The organism is Daejeonella rubra (assembly GCF_900103545.1).
Classification (GTDB): domain Bacteria; phylum Bacteroidota; class Bacteroidia; order Sphingobacteriales; family Sphingobacteriaceae; genus Daejeonella; species Daejeonella rubra.
On the sequence record NZ_FNHH01000007.1, the window covers coordinates 145,328 to 163,675 of the forward strand.

General features: G+C 39.5%; 16 protein-coding genes. 8 read left to right on the top strand and 8 right to left on the bottom strand.

The window, feature by feature from the left end:
• Positions 1-79 precede the first annotated feature (79 nt).
• Positions 80-955, bottom strand: a complete 876-nt coding sequence (locus tag BLR27_RS07255; RefSeq protein WP_245704464.1) for a YicC/YloC family endoribonuclease — start codon at positions 953-955, stop codon at positions 80-82.
• 105 nt (positions 956-1,060) lie between these two features.
• Here BLR27_RS07255 and BLR27_RS07260 point away from each other — a divergent pair, with 105 nt between their 5' ends.
• A complete protein-coding gene (locus BLR27_RS07260; protein ID WP_090702801.1) occupies positions 1,061-1,834 on the top strand; it encodes a hypothetical protein in 774 nt (257 codons plus the stop codon).
• On the opposite strand, the gene BLR27_RS07265 is transcribed toward BLR27_RS07260, so the two are convergent.
• The 5 genes from BLR27_RS07265 to BLR27_RS07285 all read right to left on the bottom strand — a co-directional run bounded on the left by BLR27_RS07265 (position 1,831) and on the right by BLR27_RS07285 (position 6,646).
• Positions 1,831-2,580, bottom strand: coding sequence for a lysophospholipid acyltransferase family protein (locus BLR27_RS07265; RefSeq protein ID WP_090702805.1), 750 nt, complete (start codon positions 2,578-2,580; stop codon positions 1,831-1,833). The two genes, BLR27_RS07260 and BLR27_RS07265, sit on opposite strands and share 4 nt — an antisense overlap.
• On the bottom strand, positions 2,573-4,324 hold the full coding sequence (locus tag BLR27_RS07270) for an ArnT family glycosyltransferase (RefSeq protein ID WP_090702809.1): 1,752 nt from the start codon (positions 4,322-4,324) through the stop codon (positions 2,573-2,575). The genes BLR27_RS07265 and BLR27_RS07270 overlap by 8 nt, the downstream gene beginning before the upstream one ends.
• Before the next feature lies 1 nt (position 4,325).
• Entirely contained in the window at positions 4,326-5,054 is a 729-nt protein-coding gene (gene rnc, locus BLR27_RS07275) for a ribonuclease III (RefSeq protein ID WP_176767629.1), read from the bottom strand.
• 81 nt (positions 5,055-5,135) lie between these two features.
• The gene (gene fabF / locus BLR27_RS07280; protein WP_090702813.1) at positions 5,136-6,389 is read right to left on the bottom strand and encodes a beta-ketoacyl-ACP synthase II; all 1,254 of its coding nucleotides are present in this window, start codon (positions 6,387-6,389) and stop codon (positions 5,136-5,138) included.
• Positions 6,390-6,409: 20 nt separating this feature from the next.
• Positions 6,410-6,646, bottom strand: a complete 237-nt coding sequence (locus BLR27_RS07285; RefSeq protein ID WP_008508386.1) for an acyl carrier protein — start codon at positions 6,644-6,646, stop codon at positions 6,410-6,412.
• 149 nt (positions 6,647-6,795) lie between these two features.
• Between BLR27_RS07285 and BLR27_RS07290 the strand changes: the two genes are divergently transcribed.
• From BLR27_RS07290 to BLR27_RS07315, 6 genes are all read left to right on the top strand, one after another.
• Positions 6,796-7,215, top strand: coding sequence for an IPExxxVDY family protein (locus BLR27_RS07290; protein ID WP_090702816.1), 420 nt, complete (start codon positions 6,796-6,798; stop codon positions 7,213-7,215).
• 66 nt (positions 7,216-7,281) lie between these two features.
• Entirely contained in the window at positions 7,282-8,712 is a 1,431-nt protein-coding gene (pyk, locus tag BLR27_RS07295) for a pyruvate kinase (protein WP_090702821.1), read from the top strand.
• Positions 8,713-9,023: 311 nt separating this feature from the next.
• Positions 9,024-12,341, top strand: coding sequence for a vitamin B12-dependent ribonucleotide reductase (locus BLR27_RS07300; protein ID WP_090702825.1), 3,318 nt, complete (start codon positions 9,024-9,026; stop codon positions 12,339-12,341).
• Between the two features lie 389 nt (positions 12,342-12,730).
• Complete coding sequence (locus tag BLR27_RS07305) at positions 12,731-13,312, top strand: DUF4256 domain-containing protein (protein ID WP_090702830.1); 582 nt, start codon at positions 12,731-12,733, stop codon at positions 13,310-13,312.
• A gap of 115 nt (positions 13,313-13,427) precedes the next feature.
• Entirely contained in the window at positions 13,428-13,937 is a 510-nt protein-coding gene (locus tag BLR27_RS07310; protein WP_090702835.1) for a glutathione peroxidase, read from the top strand.
• A gap of 11 nt (positions 13,938-13,948) precedes the next feature.
• Positions 13,949-14,395: a DUF4440 domain-containing protein gene (locus BLR27_RS07315; protein ID WP_090702839.1), complete on the top strand. Its 447-nt coding sequence runs from the start codon at positions 13,949-13,951 to the stop codon at positions 14,393-14,395.
• An 81-nt stretch (positions 14,396-14,476) separates the two neighbouring features.
• Here the strand turns inward: BLR27_RS07315 and BLR27_RS07320 are convergent, their stop codons facing one another.
• Positions 14,477-15,079, bottom strand: a complete 603-nt coding sequence (locus BLR27_RS07320) for a porin family protein (protein ID WP_176767630.1) — start codon at positions 15,077-15,079, stop codon at positions 14,477-14,479.
• A 439-nt stretch (positions 15,080-15,518) separates the two neighbouring features.
• Positions 15,519-16,130, bottom strand: coding sequence for a porin family protein (locus BLR27_RS07325; protein ID WP_090702848.1), 612 nt, complete (start codon positions 16,128-16,130; stop codon positions 15,519-15,521).
• Between the two features lie 372 nt (positions 16,131-16,502).
• Between BLR27_RS07325 and BLR27_RS07335 the strand changes: the two genes are divergently transcribed.
• Complete coding sequence (locus BLR27_RS07335) at positions 16,503-18,218, top strand: glycoside hydrolase family 3 protein (protein WP_090702855.1); 1,716 nt, start codon at positions 16,503-16,505, stop codon at positions 18,216-18,218.
• Positions 18,219-18,348: the final 130 nt, after the last annotated feature.

Sequence of the window (18,348 nt, forward strand, 5' to 3'; positions counted from 1 at the left end):
AGTAATAAGTAGTAAGTTTTAAGTTATAGGTTTTAAGTTGAGGCTATGGGTAGAAACTTAAAACCTATAACTTACAACTCTACAATACGTTTAACAATTGTTCTTTGATCTTTTCCAGTTCTTCTTTCATTCCCACTACGATCTGCTGCATTTTAGCATCATTCGCTTTTGAGCCCATCGTATTGATCTCCCGACCTATTTCCTGTGATATAAATCCTAGTTTTTTGCCGTTTGCATCTTTGTCCTGCAGCGCAGCAATAAAGTAATCGCAATGGCTTTTTAAACGGGTTTTTTCTTCAGTGATATCCAGCTTATCGATAAAATAGATCAATTCCTGCTCAAAGCGGTTATGATCAATATTTTCTTTGCCAACAGCATCTTCCAGAAACTGGTTTAAACGATCTTTAATCGAAGGAATACGTAGCGGTTCCTGTTCCGAAACCAGCCTCATCCCTTCTATTATATTTGTTATCCGCAGGATCAGGTCCAGTTTTAGAACTCCCCCTTCATCCTGACGAAAATTCTGAAAATTTGCCAGTGCCTGCTCAAAAGTTTTATAAACTATCTTCCATTCGTCTTCGCTGACCTCATCAACCGAATACTGAACAACTTCCGGGAAGTTCAGGGCCATTTGAAAGAGGTTACTACCCGTATCACCTAAAGCATCTGCTGATTCCTTAAGTTGAGCATAATAATGTCTGAGTAATGACTGATTGATGCTGGAGGTCTTTAGTGTAGTTTCAGCATATTCGATGTTGATACTAATATTTACCTTTCCGCGTTCGATCTGCCGGGTACATTCATTTCTTAATAAAAATTCTTTATCAGAGAATGTCTTTGGAATTTTTAAAGAAAGTTCCAGGAACTTACTGTTTAATGATTTGATCTCAACCGTATATTTTGCATGGGCAAAATCATTAGTAGCCAAACCATATCCTGTCATGGATTTAATCATTTTGCAAAGATAAGATTTAATTGGAAAGGCTTAGAGCCTTATTAATTACGTCATTTAACATTATTTAAGATAATCCCAGCCTATGTTTTGCTAATTTTGACGAAGATGAAACATGTTCTGATCTTATTTCTGATTGCTATTCAGCTTATTTGTTCTGTTGACAGCTCATTGTATGCTCAGGAACCTGCTGTCAGGGGACTTATCATGGAAAAGTCCGGGGTATCAAAACTTGCCAATGTTTACATCCTTAATAAAAGAACAAAACGTGTTTCACAAAGTGACGATTATGGATTGTTCAGAATACCAGCCTCCAGGGGCGATACTCTTAGTTTTTCAAAATCAGGTTATACAGAACTAATTCTGGTTTTACCTGACCTTTCTGATCTCGTTTTGAGACTTCAGCCTGTTATAAGGCTTTCAGAAGTGATGGTTCAGGGTCAGAGTAAAAAGCAGGAACTGGATGAAATAAAAGATCAGTATCGTAGAAAAGGTTCTTATTACGCTGGGAAGCCTCCTGTACTTGCTTATATCTTTCAGCCTCTTACTGCATTGTATGAGCTTGTTGGGAAAACTCCGGGTCAGGCACGCAGATTTAACGCTTATTATACAAATGAACTCCAGCAGTCGGAGGTCGATCGAAGGTTTAACTCCTATACAGTGCGGAAAATTACTGGATTGGATAGTCTTGATCTGAAAAATTTCATGGCTGTTTATCGCCCTGATTATAATTCTTTGTCTACCTGGGATGAATACGCTCTGATCAATTATCTCAAAAGATCACTTCAAACATTCAATAATTCCGGGCGTCCAAAGGGACTTAGAAGTTTGCCACCATTGCCCAAAGCTAAGGACCTAACTGAGAGAACACTAAAATATTAAACCGGGTTTTTCATTAAATCTCCCATTCGTTTACGAACCTTTGCCTTCAGATCTTCCAGATCTTTTGCTTCCAGGCCGGCTACTTCAACGGGTTCATCAAAAACGCAGGTGATCACTCCTGGCCTAACGCTGATGGGATTAGCTCTTGGAAGAAGTTTCCTTGCTTTTAGTATGACCATAGGCACTATATCAGTTTGTGTTTCAATGGCAAGCCTGAAAGCACCATCATAAAAGTCGGCAAGGTCAGCTTCAGTTTTGTTCATTGTGCCTTCAGGGAATATCAGGATGGATTGTCCCCTCGATAAGTCGATCTTAAGTTCTTCCACACTGCGGGCGCGACTTTCCTTATTTTTTCGGTCTATCAATACTACCACTCTCCTGTAGATCATTCCAAAAAGCGGAGTTTTAACCATTTCAATCTTCCCCAAAGGCTTTACGGACCCTGAAATACCAATAACAACTGCGATTGCGTCTAAATATGAATTATGATTACAAACGTATATATATGCTTTTTTCGGATTTTGGTATTTGTATCCACGAGTCCTGACAGGAAAGAAACATAAAATTGAAAATATCCATGCCCACAGTTTGAGGAATAGGAAAAGGATATCCTGTGCCTGCTTATGTTTAAATAATACTGAACTGATCAGAATAAATGGAAAGACCAGAATCATGGCAGAAATAAACACCAGTAAACTATAGGTCAGGAATAATACTGCCAGTCCTCTTTTTAAAATTCTAATCATTTTCTAAATATTTAAAAAGAATGTACCATTGATCTTCCTTGTTGAGGCGGTTGTTAAAACGGTAGTAGATTCGGATCGAGTCTGGATTGACACGCTTTTCAACCCGGATCGGGTCCGGGTTGACAGAATTAGTAGTCCGGACTTGATCCGAAATAGCCCTGTCAGTCCGGACTTGATCCCTGTCAGTCCGGACCTGATCCGGACCAATATAAAACCCCTCCTTCTCCCTACCCTGTGTATATTTCAAGATTTTTCCTGTATACCTGGACAGATAAAATGATGTTTGAAATGCCATATAGGTTGGCTCATTGCGTGAATAGCTTGTAAAGTGAATGCCTGCAAATTGCACATTATCAGTCTTTGGCTCTGGAGGGCCGATCAGATAAACATCTTCATTTCCAATTATTTCTGACATTTTCAGTGCATCTGCCCGGTAAGGATCATTTTCTTTTTTGGTAGGAAGTATGATCAGGTCGAACCCGATTCTTGCTATCAGCACAATAAGTATCCCGGCAAGGATCCATTCGCCTGGTTTTTTGAATTTTATAAAATATACCCCTGCAGCAAGGATCAATCCTAAAATAACACAAGCTATTGTAACTACCCATTCCTGTCTGATCATCCCGAAAATTGCTAGTCCGAATAGACCTGCAGTAACGCTTATCCCAAGAAAGTAATAAAAGCCTTTGATCCATTTCTGCTTGTCAATGGCCGGTTTTTCTAATAAACTGTAAGTCAGTAAGGAATAAATAAATGGAAAGAACATGTAAAGATATCTTTCTCTGGTACCCGGAGAAAGCAGGTAAATCAGACCGTTTGCCAGGCAGAACCAGAGACAATAAGTGAGAAATGGATTTTCTTTAAGTATTTTTTTCCATGGATTGCCTATTGTAATAAAAAAAAGAAGGAACCAGGGTGCTGAGATCTTGATTAGCTGCACAGGAAAGTTCAGAAAATGCTTAAAATTATCCAGAAGGCTTGACTCCATGCCAGTTCTTGAAAAGGTTTCGGTGAACAAACGTGCGAGATAGGGGCCGGCATCGTGTTGAAGCGAATACAAATAAAAATATCCCCCTGCGCTTAAAGCGAGAATAGCAATTCCTGCAAAGTGCCAAATGGAGAATAATCGCTTATAATCTTTATTGATAATGAAGATGGCGAGCAAAGTTATTGCCTGAAAAAATAAGGATGGAATACCTTTGGTAAGTACCCCTGCGGCTGTTAAAAGATATGAACAAATAAATAGCCAATGCCATTTCTTTTGCTGATAGAAGTGAAAAATCAGTAAACACTGTACATACACAATGAGAGCATAGAAAATGTCAATCTCACCCAATAGTGAAAAATAGAACAGGATATCAGCGCTCGTCAGGTAGAAAAGTGCTGAAAGCAATGCGGCATTTTTGCCAATATACTGCCTGCTGATCCGGTAATGAATGAAGGCCGTAAGGAAAAGTGAAAGGATGGAGGGCAGTCTAACAACCCATTCTGCCTTGCCCAGCAGACTAAAAAACCCGATCAATACCCAGTTATAGAGGGGAGGTTTATTATAATACAACTCTCCGTTGGTTGTTGGAACCATCCAGTTATTCGCCAGGAGCATTTCAAGGGCTACTAATGCGCGTCGTGGTTCCTCAAAAATGAGTTGATAGGAGTTTAATCGAAGAAAATAGGCAATGGGGATCAGGATTAACAGGGCAATCAGCAGTTTTTTCTGGTAAGGATTTGCTGAACTCTGTTCCATTTTAAATATTCAGGAACTCACAGGCCTTTTCTGCCGCCAGTTTCTCTGCGTTCTTCTTATTATAGTCACGGCCAATTGCACAACTCTCTCCATCCACATTTACACTGATAGTGAAGAGCTTGGTATTTTCTCCCTCTTCATTAGGAATAATTTCAAAAATTACATCTTTTCCATGGCGCTGGCACCATTCAATCAGCTTGCTTTTGAAATTTGTTTCAGTAAGTTCTAGGGTATGGATGTCAACATGAGGTTTAATAATGCGGTTAAGAAGGAAGTTTCTTGTGAAATTATAATCCTTATCCATATAAACAGCTCCGATCATCGCTTCAAAAGTGTCTCCTAAAAGAGAGCCTTGTTTGTTGTTATGACCCAGGGCCCTGTTATCAAATTCAATATGTTCGTCGAGCCCAAGACGTTTGGCGAGTTGATTCAGGTTTGAGCGACTCACTATTTTCGAGCGCATTTCGGTTAAAAATCCCTCGTCTTTATAGGGGTACATTTTAAATAGCAGTTCAGCTACTACCGAACCTAATATAGCGTCTCCTAAAAATTCAAGGCGTTCGTTACTGTTTTTAGCTCCGTTCTTAACTTCCACAGCCACAGAACGGTGTCTGAAAGCCATGCGATAAAGTCGTAAATTTCCTGGAACATAACCTAATAGGTTCTCTAAAGATCTTATGTACTTGCGATTTGGCGAAAAGTAGAGCTTATAGATTCTTGAAAATGGCATTAATGACCTTAAATCAAATTGATAGGAACTAATATACAGGTTTAAACAGATACCGAAAGGAAAAATTAATGGCTAAGATGATCAGGCCTTGTATTTTTTAAAGATCACAGAAGCATTATGACCTCCAAATCCGAAAGTATTGCTCAAAGCAGCATTTACGGTACGTTTTTGAGCCTTATTAAATGTGAAATTTAATCTTGGATCAAAACTAGGGTCGTCTGTAAAATGGTTTATTGTCGGCGGAACAATATCATTCTGAACGGAAAGAATTGCTGCGATTGCTTCAACGGCTCCGGCAGCACCAAGAAGGTGGCCTGTCATTGATTTGGTGGAGCTAATATTCAGTCTGAAAGCATCTTCTTCGAACATATGAAGGATAGCTTTTACTTCACTAATATCTCCCAGAGGAGTAGAAGTTCCATGAACATTGATGTAATCAATATCAGCAGGGGTCATATGTGCATCTCTCAATGCATTGGTCATTACCAGTTTGGCACCGAGGCCTTCCGGATGTGGAGCAGTAATGTGATTTGCATCAGCACTCATACCACCACCTACCATTTCGGCATAGATTTTAGCGCCTCTTGCTAAAGCATGCTCTAATTCTTCCAGAATGATACTTCCTGCACCCTCGCCTGCAACAAAACCATCACGGTCTTTATCAAAGGGACGGGAAGCGGTTGTTGGATCATCATTTCGTGTAGAAAGTGCATGCATGGCATTGAAACCACCCATACCTGCCTCGTTTATAATTGCTTCCGAACCTCCTGAAACGATTATATCAGCCATATCCAGACGGATATAATTGAATGCATCGATCAGCGCATTGGTAGAAGAAGCACAGGCAGAAACAGTAGAGAAATTCGGACCGCGCAACCCATGTCTTATAGAAATATGGCCCGGTGCAATGTCCAGAATCATTTTGGGAATGAAAAACGGATTGAACCGCGGAGTCCCATCTCCATTTGCGAAGTTCATCACTTCATCGGTAAAGGTTTTTAAGCCACCAATACCTGAACCCCAGATCACCCCAATTCTATTCGTGTCGAGATTTGGGAAGTCTAAGCCTGCATCTTTAATAGCCTCATCAGATGCAGCGATTGCATAATGAACAAATGGATCTAATTTACGAGCCTCTTTCTTTTCCAAAAAATCCTCCGGATTGAAGTTTTTTACTTCACAGGCGAACTTCGTTCGAAATTTTTCAGGATCATAATGTGTTATAGGAGCGGCACCGCTTACCCCATTGATCAAACTGTTCCAGTATTCCGGAACAGTATTTCCAATTGGAGTAAGCGCACCTAGTCCTGTAACAACAACTCTTTTAAGCTCCATTTATATGAGGGTATCGTAAATTACTTTACGTTCTTTTCTAAATAAGCGATAGCTTGACCAACAGTACCGATAGTTTCAGCCTGGTCATCAGGGATAGCTACATTAAATTCTTTCTCAAACTCCATGATTAACTCCACGGTGTCCAATGAATCGGCACCAAGATCATTGGTGAAAGATGCCTCTGGTGTAACTTCACTTTCGTCAACACCTAATTTTTCAACGATAATTGCTTTAACTCTTGAAGCGATATCAGACATGGTTTTATAATTTAATTGTTAAATAATTCTGTGCAAAGAAAAATAAATTCTATCAATTTTCAAACCTTTTTGTTTTTAGCAATTTTATATGTCAAACAATTTAAATGTTTAAGCTGATTACATTTGTAATTTAGCATAAAAAATAAACGTTGAATAGAACTACTTTAAAATTTGAACTTGACCTTGACTTCGTGTTGCTGGCTGTTACTTCGCAACTAAAAGACTATATGTTTTGTTTTAAAATTAATAAGCAACTTGGAACTGATTTTTGCAAGGTTACTGATTTAGAGCTTCCCTTCAATGCCAGCGACGAAATATTTTATTTTAGCAGATATTTTTTTCTGATGCCTGAAACGGAAACAGAGCTGTATATCATCGCCAATAAAGGTACGGAAGGTTTTCTGGTGCCCGAAATGAAAAAGGCAGATTTCTTTTTATTAATCAGGAATTACATTGATGAGGACGACCTGAAGCTGATAATTAGTAAGTTAAATAAGATTCCGGAGGTGCTGGTTGCAGTGGAAGTTGACCCTAAAAAATTGAAATCCAAAGAAAATCTCATATTTTAGCCCTTTGGTATTGGTGTATTTAGTACACAGTTACTTAAAAAAATAATTCAAATAAATAAATTGCTGATGAAAACGGTTCATAACAGAACTAAAATTGTAGCCACATTAGGCCCTGCTTCTTCAACGAAAGAAGTCTTGTTAAACATGATTAAGGCTGGTGTTGATGTTTGCAGATTAAATTTTTCCCATGGTAGCCAGGAAGATCACCAAAAAGTGATCGATGTTATCCGGGATATAAATAAAAAATATAAAACCAATGTTGGGATACTTGCCGATTTGCAGGGACCAAAGATCCGGATTGGTTTAGTGAAGGATGGGGGTGTTAATCTGGCGAGTGGCCATAAGATCGAGATCACGACCAAAGAAATGATCGGTGATGAAAAACAGATCTATATCACGTATCAGAGTTTCCCGAGTGATGTTCGTTCGGGCGAGATCATTCTGCTTGACGATGGTAAGATCCAGATGAGGGTGCTTAGCACCAACAACAAGGATACTGTTCAGTGTGAAGTGGTTTATGGCGGTGTACTTACATCCCGTAAAGGGGTGAACCTTCCCAATACTAAAGTTTCAATTCCAAGTTTAACGGAAGAGGATCTGGCTAACCTCGAGTTTGCTTTGAAAAATGATGTGGAGTGGATCGGATTGTCATTTGTACGTTCTGCTGAAGATATCATTGAGCTAAAGAGAATAATTGCAAGAAGTGGTAATGCCGCCCGTGTAATTGCCAAGATCGAGAAGCCGGAAGCCATTGATAATATTGATGAGATCATCGAAGTGACTGATGGTGTGATGGTTGCACGTGGTGATCTGGGTGTTGAAATGCCTATGGAGCAGGTTCCATTGCTGCAGAAAATGATCGCCAGAAAATGCCGTGCTGCTTCAAAGCCGGTTATTGTAGCAACTCAAATGCTTGAAAGCATGATCACTTCTCCGCGTCCTACACGTGCTGAAGTGAATGATGTAGCCAATTCTGTTCTGGATGGCGCTGATGCAGTGATGCTGAGCGGTGAGACATCTGTGGGCGAATATCCATTGATCGTGATCGAAACAATGCATAAGATCGTCAGGAATGTGGAGGAGAATGATTATCCATTCAGTACTGCTAAAGTTTTGAATGAAAAATCTCCGACCTATATGGGTGATGCAGTATGCGGATCGGCTGTGTTTCTTGCAGAAAAAACCAATGCTGTGGGTATAATTTCAATGACTTCTTCCGGCTATACAGCCTTTGAAATATCTAGTTATCGCCCTAAGGCGGCTACGTTTATCTTCACCAGTAACTTAAAACTTTTGAATACCCTGAGTTTACTTTGGGGTGTACGTGGATTTTACTATGATAAGTTTGAAAGTACCGATAAAACTATCCGCGAAGTGAACCAGATTTTAAAATCAGAGAAGCTGGTAGAGCCCGGAAATGTGGTGATCAATACTGCGGCTATTCCGATCGAGAAAAAAGGGAAGACCAATATGATCAAAGTAACGATCATTGAATAGATCCTGATCTTTACAGAGTATTTGTACGGGTTTAAAGCCTGTTAAAAAAGCCGGTGAGAACCGGCTTTTTTTTTGTAAATTCAAGTGTAATAAAAATCAGCTAAAAGCTCACTTTTTTCGAGTTTTCCACATAGTTAAGTTCCTTTAAACCATTGCGTTAATATCTAATTGAGTGCTGGAGTATTGATACACTAACAATCTGTGGAAAACTCTGATTACATATAAATGTCGCCAACATATAGATTTGATTAAAAACCCCCAAACATTTTTTTTAGGGTAACTAACTCAATTCCAACATTAATCAATTCAAGATGGGTAAATCTTCTACAAAACCAGCTGCAAAAGGAACCGGAAAAGGTCTCGGATTCCAAAGATATTTCACCAAAGAGGGTGTAAACGTTTATGATCTCTTCAATTATGAGAAACGTACCTCGGTGATTCGTAACCCAGCAGGAGATGCCGTGTTCGAAATGAAAAATGTAGAAGTACCCGATAGCTGGAGTCAGGTTGCTACTGATATTCTGGCCCAAAAATATTTCCGTAAAGCTGGAGTGCCTCAGCCAGATGGAACAACTTCATCAGAAAACAGTATCAAGCAGGTAGCACATCGTATGGCTCATTGCTGGCAATCATGGGGTGAACGTTACAATTATTTTGCAAGCAAAGAAGATGCTTCCATATTTTATGATGAGTTGGTTTACACGATTGTAGGCCAGCTGGCCGCACCAAATTCACCACAATGGTTCAATACAGGTTTACACAGCTCCTATGGCATCACAGGAAAGCCACAGGGACATTACTTTGTAAATCCTGACACTGATCAGCTTGAGAAATCAACCTCTGCCTATGAACGTCCTCAGCCTCATGCCTGTTTCATCCTTTCTGTAAGTGATGATCTGGTTAATGATGGCGGTATCATGGATCTATGGGTTAGAGAAGCAAGAATATTTAAATACGGATCCGGTGTAGGTACAAACTTCTCAGCTATCCGCGGAGAAAGTGAAAAACTTTCAGGCGGTGGCTACTCCTCAGGATTAATGTCATTCCTGAAAATAGGTGACCGCGCTGCAGGAGCGATCAAATCTGGTGGTACCACACGTCGCGCTGCGAAAATGGTATGTCTGGATCTTGAACATCCTGAAATTGAAAACTTTGTTAACTGGAAAGTTGAAGAAGAGAAAAAAGTTGCAGCCTTAATTGCAGCAGGTTACTCATCAGATTACGAAGGCGAAGCATACCGCACAGTTTCAGGACAGAACTCAAATAATTCTGTTCGAGTTCCTAACACTTTCTTCAAAGCACTTGAGGAAGGGGGAAACTGGGATCTGATCGGCCGCATCAGCGGAAAACCGGTTAAATCGATCTCAGCAGAAAAATTATGGCAGGATATTTCTTTTGCTGCCTGGGCATGTGCTGACCCTGGTATACAATACGATACAACCATTAACGAATGGCATACCTGCCCTGAAGGCGGTCGTATCAATGCATCAAATCCTTGTTCAGAATATATGTTCCTGGACAATACTGCATGTAACCTGGCTTCAATCAACCTGGCGCATTTCTTTGATCCTCAAACATTAGTATTTGATGTGAAAGGTTTTGAGCATGCATGCCGTGTATGGACCGTTGTATTAGAGATCTCAGTTTTAATGGCACAATTCCCTTCCAAAGAGGTTGCGCAATTATCATACGATTATCGCACACTTGGTTTAGGTTATGCTAACCTTGGATCTATGCTGATGGTTGCTGGTATTCCTTATGACAGTGATAAAGCCCGCGCAATTGGTGGTGCGATCACAGCGATCATGACAGGAACAGCTTATTCAACTTCAGCAGAAATGGCCAAAGAGCTGGGAACATTCAAGAAATTTGAAGAGAATAAAAAGCATATGTTACGTGTGATGCGTAATCACCGTTATGCTGCCTACAATAACGATGCATACGAAGGACTTGAGATCGCGCCTCCGGGAATCGATCCTAAATACTGCCCTGATTATTTATTATCAGCTGCATGTAATTCATGGGATAAAGCAGTAGAACTAGGTGAGAAATACGGATACCGCAATGCGCAAACTACTGTAATTGCACCAACCGGAACAATCGGTCTGGTCATGGATTGTGATACAACCGGTATCGAGCCTGATTTTGCATTGGTAAAATTCAAAAAATTATCAGGTGGTGGTTATTTCAAGATCATCAACCAGGGTGTTCCTGCAGCTTTGCGTAATCAGGGTTATAAGGAGCATGAAATTGAGGCGATCGTTAATTATGCGAAAGGTGCTGCAACACTTGAAGGTGCCCCTCATATCAATTTCGATAGCCTTGCTGCCAAAGGATTCACTCAGGATGAACTGGAGAAAATTGACAAATCATTGCTTGCAGCATTCGAAATTGGTTTTGTATTCAACCAGTGGAGCCTTGGCGAAGAGTGCTTAAACCGTTTAGGCTTCAAGTCTGAGCAGTATTCTTCTCCTGATTTCAATCTGTTACGTTCAATCGGATTCAACCGTCAGCAGATCGCTGAGGCGAATGAGTTCATTTGCGGAACAATGACAGTTGAAGGTGCTCCATATTTAAAAGAAGAACACTATCAGATATTTGATTGTGCTAATAAATGCGGTCAGAAAGGTGAGCGCTATATTCATGCTCACGGACACATTAAAATGATGGCCGCAGCACAACCGTTCCTGTCAGGTGCAATCTCTAAAACAGTTAACCTGCCAAATGAGGCTACTGTTGAAGAGATCAAGGATTGCTATGAATTATCATGGAAATTAGCTCTTAAAGCAAATGCATTGTATCGTGATGGTTGTAAATTATCTCAGCCATTATCTACTAAATCATCTGACAGTAAAGAGGATAAGTTAGATACTGTTGAAGAAGTATTGGGTCAGGCTGCCAATGTTAAATTGAGCGATCTTACCGCTGACCAGGTATTGGAGGCTGCAAGAGCAATTCTGGAGCGTTCTACCGATACCAAGTTCAAGCGTCAGTTATCTTCTGTTGTGGAACGTAAGAACCTGCCTGGCAAACGTGGCGGATTCACGCAGAAAGCGGCAGTTGGCGGACAAACAGTATTCGTTCGTACAGGACAATACGAAGATGGTACATTAGGAGAGATCTTTGTGGACATGCACAAGGAAGGTGCAACTTTCCGCTCATTGATGAACTGTTTCTCAATTGCTGTATCTGTGGGTCTTCAGTATGGAGTTCCATTGGAAGAGTTCGTCGATAAGTTTACGTTCACCCGTTTTGAGCCATCTGGCATGGTTAGCGGTCACGATAACATCAAAAGCGCAACTTCAATTGTAGATTATATCTTCAGAATGCTTGGATATGAATACCTGAACCGTACTGATCTGGTACATGTACTGACTGAGCAGAAAGTTATTTTAGGCAATCCTCAAATGACTGATGAAGATGTGAATACAGATACTACCAACACATTTGCAGAAAAGCCGGTGAGTGTTTCAACTTCTACTTCCGGTTTAAAGCTGAAGCCTGTACTTGATATTTCAGGTGGCGGCCAGTCGGATGCACCTGCATGCGGTAATTGCGGTCATATTATGGTTAGATCCGGTACTTGTTATAAATGTTTGAACTGCGGTACGCAGGGAGGATGTAGTTAAGATTAAAGTTTAAAGGCGAAAGCTAAAAGCTTAAAGCCCTGCCTGAAATGGTGGGGCTTTTTTGGTTGAAGAGATTTAATGTAAAATTTTATGTTTGGATAATTTGTGTTTAAACGTGTAGATTCCTTTATAAACTGATGTGGTTCAAGCAGGTTAATAGTTAGCTGAAAGTCTTGAAAATATTTCAAATATCTTCCGAAAGCATGAAGGATAAAAGCAGCCTGAAATGAGGGTTTGATTGCTGAAGAAAAATTTAAGGAAATCTTCGTATTATATTTGAAATTGTAAATTACACTTTATATAAGGTTTTCGGAATGCTAAATGACAGATTAGCCAGATATGTTGCCTAATCATTTATAAGACATAATAATCATTCAAAATTGCATATCATGACAATGGGAAATAAAAAGGAATTGTCGCCGGGACATTTTGAAGAATTGCTCAGAGTAATGAAAAGCCGTTTTGAGAAGAACATGAACCGCCATAATGGTCTTGAATGGTCTGATGTTCAGACAAAACTTGAAGCCTGTCTGATGACTGGCCGTGAAAAACTATGGTCGCTCAATGAAATGGAAAGAACAGGTGGTGAACCGGACGTGGTTGGCTATGATAAAAAGACGGACGAATACATTTTTTATGATTGTTCAGCTGAAAGCCCTAAAGACCGCAGAAGTATTTGTTACGACCATGAGGCTCTGGAGTCAAGGAAAGAACATAAGCCCCAAAATAGCGCTATTGATATGGCCGCTGCCATGGGCATTGAACTTTTAACAGAAGAGCAATATCGGGAATTGCAGAAACTTGGAAATTTCGATACGAAAACATCGAGCTGGGTTCAAACACCTCCAGAAATCAGAGAGCTCGGTGGGGCTCTCTTTTGTGATCGCCGTTACAATCATGTCTTTGTGTATCATAACGGTGCGGAATCTTACTATACCGCCAGGGCATTCCGGGGCTTGCTAAGGGTCTGAATTGTCCGGACAACTAAACTCTGATCTTATATCCTCATTGTCAGATAATTGTTAGTTTTAAGGGATAGCTTGGTTCTTTTATATATATTCAGTTTTTAAATTCTAAATTTATCTCATGAAAACACTTCTCTTAGTACTTGCAATGTTCATTACCGCGCCGCCATCGATCCATACCTTTAAGGTTCAGGACATTGACGGAAAAAATCTTGATCTTAAGAAATACAAAGGCAAAAAGATTCTGATCGTTAATACTGCTTCAAAATGCGGTTATACCAAACAATATGCAGATCTTCAAAAGCTTGCGGATGCATATAAAGATAAATTGGTGGTTATCGGCTTCCCGGCAAATAATTTTGGCGGACAGGAACCTGGTGAGAATTTAAATATTAAAGAATTCTGTCAGAAGAATTTCGGTGTGACCTTTGCACTTGCTGAAAAAAGCAGCGTGAAGGGAGCTGATATTTCTCCGCTGTTCAAGCATCTGACCACTGCAGAAAATCCTGATTTTACAGGTGACATCAAATGGAATTTCGAGAAATTCTTGATTGATGAAAATGGACAGCTGATCCACAGATTCCGTTCTGCCGTTACACCAATGTCTTCTGAGATCACTAAACACTTATAATCAGGAAACTTGTGAAAAAACTCTTAATTCTATTATTCGTTGCTTTCTCTTTTACAGAAGCACGTTCGGCCCAATTCACATCAGGTGATGAGGATCAATTGAGCAGCCTGATCGATAGCTTCTCTGTTGCTATTGTTAAAAAGGATAAAGCATGGATGTTATCGCACCTGAGCGATGCCTGTAAAATGTATGAACCTACAGGCAATACACTGAACCGGGCAGGTATCATCATGACCTTTACTGAAGGAGTTTATAATATCAGTAAGTCGGATGCTGTAAACAGGACCTTTAAAATTGATGGGGCAGATGCAGATGCCTCAGCTGATTTTAATGTGGAGGGTATTGGTAAAGTAAATGGTGGTGAAATGGATATTACAGGCAGCTATCGCTTTAACCTCAAGTTTAAAAAATCAGATATCGGTTGGCAGATCTCTGAGATCGTTATTAACCAGAGCTAATATCATTTCTGAAATCGCAAATTTCAAATCAATAAAAAAAGCCATCCGAATACGGATGGCTTTTTTTATTAAACAGCTTTATTATTTAAAGCTGTAGGCAAGGCCAAGATTAATGACCTGATTCTTTAGATCACGATTGTTAGTATTCTCTTTGTAAAGATTCTGCAGATCAGCAGCATAACTCGCATTAAATAATACAGAACCAAAGTTATAGCTCAGTCCGGCTTTTGCTCCAGCTAATGATTTGCTGTAATTGCTATTATCGCCTTCAAAAGTTGTAGTTGAACCATTGGCATTCACAATTTTAGTCTCCTGATCAACAAAGAATGCTACCTGCGGACCAGCATAAATTCCAAATGCAGGTGTTACATTGTATTTAGCCATTAATGGCAGGTCGATATAAGAGATCTTCGTCTTAACTTCGGCATTTCCAAAGGTTGTAAATTGAGATCCTTTCTGTGAAAATTCAACAGAAGGCTCGAATGAAAAGCCTGAAGCAACCGGAATATTACTAAATAAACCTGCTGAAAATCCAGCGGTAAAATCACTGTTTGGATCAGGGCTGCCTGAAAACTTAGCGATGTTTAGTCCGCCTTTTACACCTAATGTAGGTGATGTACTTGTCTGTGCCTGAGCAAAGCCTGCAAATAGCAGACCTGCACCCAAAATCATTATTTTTTTCATAGTCTTATGTTCTAATTTAATTACAGGACAGTATGAAACAATCATGCCAAAGAGCTAATATTATTAATAAAAAAATATTAAACTATTGATAAATAGATGGTTAAATATTTTTTTATTTAGTATGATAGTTTAGAATTTTGATCTCTGTTGTCCGGATAAAATTGCTGGATGTCTTTTTTAGCAAAGGTTAATTTGATTTGCGCTCATCGCAATCGGGTTCTGATAATTTTTCATTGATGAAAATTGAATCAGGTCCTGGCGGGTATGGGTAGGTAAAGGGTTTTAATTAATTGAATTGCTTGTTAAAGAACTAATGACTAAAAAATTTAACTATTGAGGTAATTAAGAATAATGCGCACACGAGCGCATACGTGGATACCATCAACTAAAGGTAAAATATCGGTTGGTGTACCGAAGGCAACACCAACCGAAGGATGATTTAGAATTTAAACCCTAAACTAACCTGATAAACCTGATTTTTATAAACAGGTGTTTCATTCGTTCCGTCTCCATTGTTTTTCTGGAAATCAAGAGCATAACGACCATGAAGACTTACTTTATCAGTTAGACCTAATCCAACGCCAACTACGCCTCCAAAAAGACTTTTCTTTAAGTTATCGTTCTCAGCTCTGATGGTATTTTGGTAAGAATCAGATCCTTGCGTAAAGCTTTCCTTGGTAGAAGTAAGGAATGAAACCTGTGGACCAACAACTATACTGAACTTATCAGTTGCATTGATCTTTGCCAGGATTGGTAGTTCAATAAAATTGGTAGTTACTGTATACTCATTTGGTCCTCCCAATAAGCTGTTTCCGGAGGTTTTATAACCTTTTTGGGAGAACATCAATTCTGGAGCGAAGTCAAGGCTCTTAACGATAGGGATCACAGTAAAGATACCTGCATTAAATCCGGTCTTAATTTCTGTATTGAAATCAGAATCACCGGTCTTTATAATATTTGAGAAATTCAAACCACCTTTAACGCCAATTGATTGTGCATTTGCAGCTCCTGCAAATAATACACCTATAGCCAAAATCATTACTTTTTTCATAATCGTATGTTTATATTTTTATCCTGATTAAGAAATAATGGTGCCAATTAGTTTATTTATTGCATTAAATCGACTTTAAGCTCCTTTATGATTTTCGTTTAGTAATTTTGCCGCAAAGAAATTGTATTTAATATTATACATTCAAAACGTGTTTTATGATTTGGCTGATTTTGGCTTTCACTTATTTGACAATGAATGTTATAGGTATATACCTCTTCTACAAGTACTTAATGAATCGCCTTCATGATAAACTTTCTATATGGCTATTCAGTATATCTTTGAGCCTTGGTATCAATTTTTTATTGGTACTGGCTGGGCTTATTCTGCTTGTTAATTTTAATTTCACAAAAAATTTATTGATCCCATCTTCACATGTTTAAAAAGTTAAAACAAATAGTATTCTTGCTGGCATTCCTAAGCCCCTTCATCGGCCTTGCCCAAACTCAAAATACCTTCATTGGAGGTTTGAATGAGCCAAATGCCTGGGTTGATTCAGTATTTAAAAAATTAAGTAAACGTGACCGCATAGCCCAAATGTTCATGGTCAGAGCACATACAGATAAAGGGAAAGCTTTCGAAGATTCGATAGCGGGTGTGATAAAAAAAGAGCGTATTGGCGGTTTGGTGTTCTTTCAGGGAGGCCCGGCCAGGCAGGCAATTCTGACTAACCGTTACCAATCTATCAGTAAGGTGCCATTGCTTATCTCCATGGATGCTGAATGGGGTTTAGGTATGCGTTTAGACAGTACGACCTCCTTCCCTTATCAGTTAACACTGGGGGCAATTCAGGACAATAAGCTTATCTATGAGATGGGCAGGCAGGTTGCTTTAGATTTTAAGCGTATAGGAATGCATGTTAATTTCGCTCCCGTGGCTGATATTAACAATAATCCGAAAAATCCTGTGATTGGCTTCCGTTCATTTGGTGATAATAAATTTAAGGTTGCCGAAAAGGTGACAGCCTACATGAAAGGCCTGCAGGATAATCAGGTAATTGTCAGTGTAAAGCACTTCCCGGGACATGGTGATACGGAGGTTGACTCACATCAGGACCTTCCGCAATTGCCATTTTCCAAAGCAAGGCTTGATTCACTTGAGTTATATCCCTTTAAGGAATTAATCAAAGAGGGTGCATCAGGAATGATGGTTGCCCACATGAATATACCTTCTTTAGATAATACGCCTAATCTTCCCTCAACTTTGTCTAAACCTATTGTTACCACACTATTAAAAGAGGAACTGGGCTTCAAAGGTCTGATCTTTTCTGATGCAATGGAAATGAAAGGAGTGGCCAAATTCTATCCGAATGGAGAGGGAGATGTGATCGGTATCATTGCCGGACTTGATGTGATCGAGCTTTCAGGTAATTCTAAAAGAGCAGTAAAACTGGTTCGCCAGGCAATCAGAAAAAAGCGTTTAAGCTGGGAACAGGTAAATGCCAGTGTTAAAAAGATCCTTTATGGAAAATATTGGTCAGGTCTAAATACAAGGCAAATTGTTCAGGCGGATAACATCGTTGCCGACCTGAATCGTCCGGAGGCTCAGGAACTTAATCAAAGACTGGCAGATGCCGCAGTAACTATATTAAACAGTGATATTCAGCTTAAGAACTTCGACAGAAGGAAGAAAACAGCAATTGTGAGTCTTGGGACAAATGAACTGAGCATGCTGCAAAAGAGTTTAAGGCCAACTTTGCCGAACTCAATGAGTTATATTTTGCCTAAGAATATTTCTGATGCTGAACTGGAAAATGTGAGGAAAGAACTGCAAACATATGATCAGATAATTGTGAGTATCCATGATATGCGCAAGCGCCCTGCTCCGGTTCTGGATTATAACAAAAGTTTGAAGTTGTTCATTGCTGAACTGGCAGGAATGAATAGCATGTTCGCCATTTTCGCCAATCCATATTCTCTTGCCGGTTTACCAGGCATCGAGGAAGCTAAAACGATCATTTTGAATTATCAGAACACAAACGAAGCTCAGAATGCAACACTCCGTGTGATCAATGGTGGTTTGAAGGCAAATGGCAAGCTGCCGGTTACAATAAATGCCAGTTTTAAAAACGGTGATGGCTTGAATCAATAAGAATTATTTTTTTACCAAATAAATAGAGCCGGCAAAATCCTGATTTTGCCGGCTTTTCTATCTTCTAACCTCAGGAAAAAAACGAAATTACTGAATGAAGCAGAAAATCGATATTTTTATGATTCTCTGA